This window comes from Cryobacterium sp. TMS1-20-1, assembly GCF_004402355.1.
Taxonomy (GTDB): domain Bacteria; phylum Actinomycetota; class Actinomycetes; order Actinomycetales; family Microbacteriaceae; genus Cryobacterium; species Cryobacterium levicorallinum.
On the sequence record NZ_SOGF01000066.1, the window covers coordinates 23,285 to 30,733 of the forward strand.

Consider the following 7,449-nt stretch of genomic DNA (forward strand, 5'->3'; position numbering starts at 1 on the left):
AATGCTATCACCTGATTTTTGTCGCTGACTGGGGAGAGGCGGACTGGGCGAGGTCGAGCAGTTCTCTGGCGTGTTCGAGGCCGCTCTTCGAGTCGGGCAGACCCGACAGCAGACGGGCCATTTCGGCGGCCCGATCCTCGCCGCGCAACTGACGCACGCTCGAGGCGGTGACGGATCCGTCACTGTCCTTGACCACGCTGAGGTGGTTCACGGCGAACGCGGCGACCTGAGCGAGGTGGGTGACCACGATCACCTGGGCGGTTTCGGCCAGGCGGGCCAGTCGCCGTCCGATTTCAATCGCGGCGGCGCCGCCGACGCCGGCGTCGATCTCGTCGAAGACGAAGGTGGGCACCGGGTCGGTCGCGTTGATGACGACCTCGATCGCGAGCATGACCCGAGACAGTTCGCCACCGGATGCCCCGCGTGCGAGCGATCGCGGCTCGGCCCCGGCGTGGGGCTGCAGCCGTAGGCGCACGAGGTCGCAGCCGGTGACGGTGAATTCGGCCCCCGGCTCGACCTCCACGTGGAGGACGGCGTCCGGCATTGCCAGTGCGCCGAGCTCGGCGGTGACCAGGGCACCGAGACGCACGGCTGCCGCTGCACGGAGCGCGGTGAGGGCGGTGGCGAGATCGGTGACCAGCAGATGGTCGGCATCCGTTTCAGCGGTGAGGGTTTCGATGCGGTCGGAGTCGGAGTCGAGCTCGAGCAGACGGGTGCTGCCGGTATCCAGAAATTCAATGGCCTCGTCGAGGCCGCCGGGGTATTTACGGGCGAGGATGCTCAGTTCGGCGCGGCGTTCCTGCACGATTTCGAGTTCGCGGGCACCGTCGGCGTCGAGGCCGGCGAGGTAGCTGGAGAGTTCGGCGGCGATATCCGCGACGACGAAACCGACGTTGGCGATCGCGGTGACGAGCGGTGGCAGCGCCACATCGTGGGTGGCGACCCGGTCGAGGGCGCGCCGGGCGGTTTCGAGCAGCGCGACAACGTCGGGCAGGTCGTCGGGGTTATCTTCGGCGGAGATGAGCTGGCGGGCCTGTTCCCCGGCCAGGCGCAACTCTTCGAGGTTGCCAAGGCGTTCGGCCCGTTCACCGAGCTCGGCGTCTTCGCCGCGTTGCGGGGCGACCGTTTCGATCTCAGCGATGGCGGCCCGCAGGTCGTCGGCTTCGCGGGAGCGCAAATCCTGTTCGGTGACGAGCCGGTCCAGGTCGGTCTGGTTGGCCTGCCAGCGGTGGAAGGCGTGTTGGTAGTCGGCGAGCACTGCGGAGAGGTCGGGCCCCGCGAAGCGGTCGAGGGCGTCGCGCTGGGCGGCGGCGGAGCGCAGGCGCACCTGGTCGCTTTGGCCGTGCACGACGACGAGGTCGTTGCGCAGGTCGCCGAGTACGCTCGCCGGAGCGCCGCGTCCGCCGACCGTCGCCCGGCTGCGCCCTTCGCTCGAGACGGAGCGTCCGAGAATGAGTTCGGGGCCGTCGAGGTCTCCCCCGGCGTCGCGCACGCGTTCGGCGACGGGACCGCCGGGGTCGATGACCCAGCGGCCCTGCACGAAACTTTGCGGCTGGCCCTGCCGCACGGTGCCGGCATCCGCTCGATCGCCGAGTAGCAGGCCGAGCGCGGTGACCACCATGGTTTTTCCGGCGCCGGTTTCACCGGTGACGGCGGTGAATCCAGGCCCAAGCGGCAGCGTCGCCTCGGCGATAACGCCGAGGTCGCGAATGAACAGCTCGTCGATCATCGGATTACTCGCGGCCGACCGGGCCGCGCCAGCCGGTGACCGGCAGGTTGAATTTGTTGACCAGGCGGTCCGTGAACGGGCCGATGTGCAGGCGGGCCAGGCGCACCGGTACGCTCGAGCGGCGCACGATCACGCGGGCGCCGCTCGGAAGGTCCTGGGTACGGCGGCCATCGGCGCACAGCACGGCGCGGGCTCCGGTTCGGGAGAGCACCTCGACGGCCAGCGACGAATCGGGGCCGACGACGAGCGGCCGGGCGAACAGGGCGTGCGCGCTGAGCGGTACCAGCAGCAGCGCTTCGACGCCCGGCCAGACGATGGGGCCGCCGGCCGAGAACGAGTACGCGGTCGAGCCGGTCGGGGTGGAGAACACGACGCCATCGCAGCCAAATGACGATAGCGGACGACCGTCAACCTCGACGACAACCTCGATCATGCGTTCGCGGCTGGCCTTTTCGACGGTGACTTCGTTCAGCGCCCAGGTTTCGTAGACAACCTCATTGGCGACCTTGACCCGCACCGACAGGGCAAGTCGTTCTTCTACCTCGTAGTCGCCCTTAAGGGCGCGGCGCACGGCCTCACCGAGGTCGTCCCGCTCGCTCTCGGCGAGAAAACCGACGTGGCCGAGATTGATACCGAGCAGCGGGGCCGAACAACCACGCACGAGTTCGGCCGAACGCAGAATGGTGCCGTCACCGCCGAGCACGATGACCAGCTCAAGGTCGGCGGTTGTCACGGTCTCGCCGAGAATGGCGATGTGCCCGTTGAGCTCCGGGCAGGCGGCGAGCAGGTCGGCGCGTTCGTCGCTGGCCAGCACCGGCACGGCGCCCGCGGCGAGAAGCTGCTTACAGACCGTCGAGGCGGCTTCAACCGAGTCGAGGCGACCGGTATGGGCAACGATGAGAAAGTACCGCGGGGTGTCACTCAACTCGTCACGCCCCCACCACGGTTTCGATCCGTTCCATCCATTCTGTCGGATTTGAGCCGGCCGTGGCGCTCATCCAGCACAGATACTCGTGATTTCCGGCCGCCCCGATAATGGGCGAGGCGATCACGCCGCAGGTTTTCAGGCCGAGGTCCCAGCCGGCCCACAGCACGCCGGCGATCGAGTCGCTGCGCAGGCCCTTGTCGTGCACGATGCCCTCCCGGATGCCGCCGCGGCCCACCTCGAACTGCGGCTTGATCAGCAGTACAAAGTCGGCGCCCTGTGCTGCCGTGGCCGCGAGGGCTGGCAGCACGGTCGTGAGGGAGATGAACGACAGGTCGGCCACGACGAGGTCGGGTCGGGTGTCGATTCCGGATGCCCCGGCGAGGGTTTCCGGTGTCGCATAGCGGATGTTGTAGCCCTCGACCAGTTTCAGACGCGGCTCGGTCTTCAGTTGCGCTGCCAGCTGCCCATGGCCGACATCGGCCGCGATCACCTGGGCGGCGCCGCGTTCGAGCACCACCTGGCTGAAACCGCCGGTGCTCGCGCCGGCATCGAGCACGGTGCGCCCGGTGACGCTCAGGTTGAACGCGTCGAGGGCGGCGATGAGCTTGTGGGCACCGCGGCTGACGTAGTGGTCGGTCGCGGCCACCTCGAGAACAGCATCCGCTGACACTTTGGTGCTGGCCTTCACGACCGGCAGTCCGTCCACCGTGACGAGGCCGTCGGCGATGAGTTTGGCCGCGACAGTTCGGGAGCGCACCAGCCCCCGATCGGCGAGGGCGGCGTCGAGGCGGGAGGCGGGCACCCGTTCTGGAACGCTGTCAGTGTCGTTCAACTCGTCGGGAAGGTCGGCGTCGTTCTCAAGCATGGGTGCGTCTGGTTCCTGGTCGTTGGGTGTGCTGGTGCCGGTCATGCCTGGCCAGCCTGGTCGGCGTCTTCGAGCCGTTCGCGCAACTGCTCGTGCAGCTCCCCGAACGCCGCGGCGCGCGCCTCGAGCGGCTGGGTCTCGATCTTCGCCAGGTGCCCGGCGAGATCGACCGGTACGGGTTCGGGGTTCACAGCTCTAGGCTACTGCGCGAGATACAGTCGCTCCGGAACGTTGAGCCCGTAAATTGCCCGTCCCGACCGGTAGATCGCAGCGCAGGCGGCGCGCAGCAGATTGATTGCGCCGTCACCGTCTTTCAGAATCTGAACGTCATTGCCGTGCACGCGCACGCTGGCCCCGTTGACCGTCGCGGTCGAGCCGTCCTTGGAGAACACGGTCTCCGGGTACGGTTCGTGCAGCTGCTGCAGGTTGTCAAGGATGAATGCGGGCTGCGAATCCTTGTCGGCGGCCAGGGCCTGCTTAGCCCGGTCGATGCCGGTCAGCACGAGCACGGCAGGAATGCCGGCCCGGTTCGCGCCGAGAATGTCGGTATCGAGGCGGTCGCCGATGAAGAGCGCGTTCTGCGCGCCGAACCGCCGAGTAGCTTCCAGAAAAATGGCCGCTTCGGGTTTGCCGGCCACGAGTGGCAGCCGCCCGACCGCGGTGTGCACGGCCGAAACCAGCGTGCCGTTACCCGGAGCGATGCCGCGGGCGACCGGAATGGTCCAGTCCGTGTTGGTCGCGATCCACGGAATGCCCGTGCCCACACCGTCGGCGTTGAGCGCGAAGGCCGCTTCGGCGAGGTGCACCCAACCAACCTCGGGCGAGAAGCCCTGGATCACAGCGGCCGGCTTGTCGTCGGCCGAGCGGGTCACCACAAATCCGGCCTTCTGCACCTCGTCGACCAGGCCGTCGCCACCGACCACGAGGATGCTCGCGCCGGGTGCGACCTGCTCGGCGAGCAGCCGCACGGCTGCCTGGGGGGAGGTGACGACATCCGTTGCCGCCACACTCAGCCCGAGCTCGGTGAGGTGGTCAGCGACCGACTGATCGGTGCGCGAAGCGTTATTGGTGATGTAGCCAACGCGAATCGTCTCAGCGGCACGGTTCAGGCTCTCGACGGCGAAGGGGATCGCCGCCGGGCCCGCGTACACCACACCGTCCAGATCGGTCAGCAGAACGTCAACGCCGTCCAGCGGCGTCGCCGACTCAGGCTTTCGGCGATGCAGCATTCGGCTCCGTCTCGTCGTTTGCGTCGGCAATCGAAACGGATGCCGCAGCGTCGGTGTCCGCCTCGTTCACGTTGTCGATCTCAACGTCGGTTTCGGCGGTGTCCGCCGCTTCATTGACGATGTCGTCGTCGGCGTCGGCGTCGGTAATCGGCGCGTCGACAGCGTTGAGCCCGGCTTCGGCAACGGCACGAGCCGCTTCGCCGGCGGCCACTGTGTCGTCTTCGTCGTCTTCGTCGTCTTCGTCTCCGGCGTCGGCGGCTTCGGCGGCGAGGGCGGCGGCGTCGTCCTCTTCCATTTCTTCGATTTCGACGGTCTCGTCATCGTCACCGGAGGCCCCGATGGCAGCGTCGGCGCGGGAGGCCCGCTGAAGCCACTCGTCCGCTTCGTCCTCGCGACCGAGTTCGCTCAGCACCTCAGCGTAAGCGGCGAACAGCTCGGGGCTGTAGGAGAAAGCCGTGTTCGGGTTGAGCTGCGGAATTTCGAGCTCGACGAGCGCGGCATCCGTTTCACCGAGGTCCAGTCGTGCGCCGGACATGGCGATCGCCAGGCCAACCTGCACGGACGGGGACAGCGTGCTGCGATCGACCGATCGGCCGAGCTCGAGGGCACGGTCGGGGCGGCCGACGCCACGTTCACTGTCGACCATGAGGGGAAGCTGGTCGTTCGAGCCGGAGATACGACGGTAGGTGCGCAGTTCGCGCAGGGCCAGCGCGAAGTCACCGGTGGCATACGCGGTGATCGCGAGGCTTTCGCGCACAACACCGATGCGGCCGGCCCGACGGGCGGCGCTCATCACATGCTGGTGAGCCAGCTGCGGGTTCTCGTCGATGACGCGAGCGGCCATCGCCAGGTGACGGCCGACGGTCTCGGCGTTCTCCTTGGTGAGGGTCTTGAGCTCATTGCGGGCGATGCGGTCAAGGTCATTGGCCGAAATGTCGTCGGGAAGTTCCGGGTCGTCGTGACGCGGACGCACCGAACGCAGCTCGCGCTGCATGCGCTGCTCTTCGGTCATCTCCTCTTCAACGACGCGGGCATCGCGGTCGTTACGGGCCGGAGCGCCGTCGCGGGTCCACAACTTCTTGCCGGCATCGACGCGCGGAGCACCGGCACGGTTCGGCGAACCGCCGCGCTGGGTCCACGGCTTGCTGTCGTTGTCGCTTCTCGGCCGGTCATTGCTGGGCCGGTCAGAGTTACCCCGGTACGGAGGACGCTCACCCTGAGCGGGGCGGTCAGAGTTACCTCGGTACGGAGCCCGGTCGTTTCCTCCGGAAGGACGCTCAGAATTGCCACGGAAGGGAGGTCGCTCCCCCTGGGCAGGACGATCCGAATTACCACGGTAAGGGGGACGCTCACCCTGAGCGGGGCGGTCAGAGTTGCCCCGGTACGGAGGGCGCTCACCCTGAGCCGGACGATCAGAATTACCACGGTACGGAGGGCGCTCACCCTGAGCCGGACGATCAGAATTACCACGGTACGGAGCCCGGTCGTTCCCGCCAGAAGGACGCTCGGAGTTACCACGGAAGGGAGGTCGCTCCCCCTGGGCAGGACGGTCGGAGTTGCCCCGGTACGGAGCCCGGTCGTTCCCGCCAGAAGGACGCTCGGAGTTACCACGGAAGGGAGGTCGCTCCCCCTGGGCAGGACGCTCGGAGTTGCCCCGGTACGGAGCCCGGTCGTTCCCGCCGGAAGGACGCTCCGAATTGCCACGGTACGGGGGACGCTCCCCCTGCGCGGGGCGGTCAGAGTTACCCCGGTACGGAGGGCGCTCACCCTGGGCAGGACGGTCGGAGTTGCCGCGATACGGAGGGCGCTCACTCTGAGCGGGACGGTCTGAATTCCCGCGGTAGGGCGCGCGGTCGTTTCCACCGGAAGGACGCTCAGAGTTGCCCCGGTAAGGGGGACGCTCGCCCTGCGCGGGACGGTCAGAGTTACCCCGGTAAGGAGGACGCTCACCCTGCGCGGGACGGTCAGAGTTACCCCGGTAAGGAGCCCGGTCGTTGCCGCCGTATGCAGGGCGATCGGAATTGCCGCGATAAGGAGGTCGCTCTCCGCCCTGCGCAGGACGATCCGAGTTGCCGCGGTGAGCAGGACGCTCGCCACCCTGCTGCGGGCGGTCGGAGTTACCGCGGTACGGTGGCTTCGCGCCATCGCGTCCGCTGGCAGGTCGCCCATTCGAGGGTCGGCCGCTCTGGTTCGAACGACGGTCGTCCTGACCGTTGTTACGGGAATCGCCGTCGCGGGGTCCTGAAGGGCTCACTGTATCTCCTGTGTAATTAGTCCGGCATTTCGACAGACTTGCTAAGCCTAATCCCTCACGCAAAATCGCGCTGAGAACCCCACCCAAGTGGATGCTGATCCCACGTCAATCACGGGTCGGTCAGGTGGGTGGGGTGTCGGGATTTTTTGCGGGGTGACGAGTTCGTGTGTTTGAGCTGAGGCGCGAGTGTCCCGACGCCCCGCAAGAGTTCATGGTCGCGTCCCAGAAGCCGGCCGCGGTCGTGCCGATGGCGGTCGGGGCCTGATCGACCAACGTTTGGGTGGATGCGGAGCGGGACCGCTTGCGGTGTGGTGTTAACGAGAAACGGCCACCCTGGGGTGGCTCGTTAACGCAGAAAAGCCACCCCGTGAGGGATGGCTCTCTGTTGTTTCTAAGTTAAGTCCGGCGGTGTCTTACTCTCCCACAGGGTCCCCCCTGCAGTAC

The 7,449-nt window shown here is 67.4% G+C and carries 6 protein-coding genes; all 6 read right to left on the bottom strand.

The genetic code is table 11. From position 1 onward, the window contains the following. Positions 1-7 precede the first annotated feature (7 nt). The 6 genes from recN to E3O45_RS16370 are packed head-to-tail and all read right to left on the bottom strand — an operon-like array spanning position 8 to position 5,826. Positions 8-1,729 (bottom strand): DNA repair protein RecN, encoded by a 1,722-nt coding sequence (recN, locus tag E3O45_RS16350; protein ID WP_134444519.1) that lies wholly within the window; start codon positions 1,727-1,729, stop codon positions 8-10. Positions 1,730-1,733: 4 nt separating this feature from the next. Further along, positions 1,734-2,654, bottom strand: a complete 921-nt coding sequence (locus tag E3O45_RS16355) for an NAD kinase (protein WP_134444521.1) — start codon at positions 2,652-2,654, stop codon at positions 1,734-1,736. A gap of 4 nt (positions 2,655-2,658) precedes the next feature. Beyond that, on the bottom strand, positions 2,659-3,567 hold the full coding sequence (locus E3O45_RS16360; RefSeq protein ID WP_241985408.1) for a TlyA family RNA methyltransferase: 909 nt from the start codon (positions 3,565-3,567) through the stop codon (positions 2,659-2,661). Then, entirely contained in the window at positions 3,564-3,713 is a 150-nt protein-coding gene (locus E3O45_RS17620; protein ID WP_166789536.1) for a hypothetical protein, read from the bottom strand. Before E3O45_RS17620 ends, E3O45_RS16360 begins: the two co-directional genes overlap by 4 nt. Positions 3,714-3,722: 9 nt before the next feature. Next, the gene (locus E3O45_RS16365; RefSeq protein ID WP_134444523.1) at positions 3,723-4,751 is read right to left on the bottom strand and encodes an HAD-IIA family hydrolase; all 1,029 of its coding nucleotides are present in this window, start codon (positions 4,749-4,751) and stop codon (positions 3,723-3,725) included. Continuing rightward, positions 4,729-5,826: a hypothetical protein gene (locus E3O45_RS16370; protein WP_241985409.1), complete on the bottom strand. Its 1,098-nt coding sequence runs from the start codon at positions 5,824-5,826 to the stop codon at positions 4,729-4,731. Before E3O45_RS16370 ends, E3O45_RS16365 begins: the two co-directional genes overlap by 23 nt. Between the last annotated feature and the right edge of the window lie 1,623 nt (positions 5,827-7,449).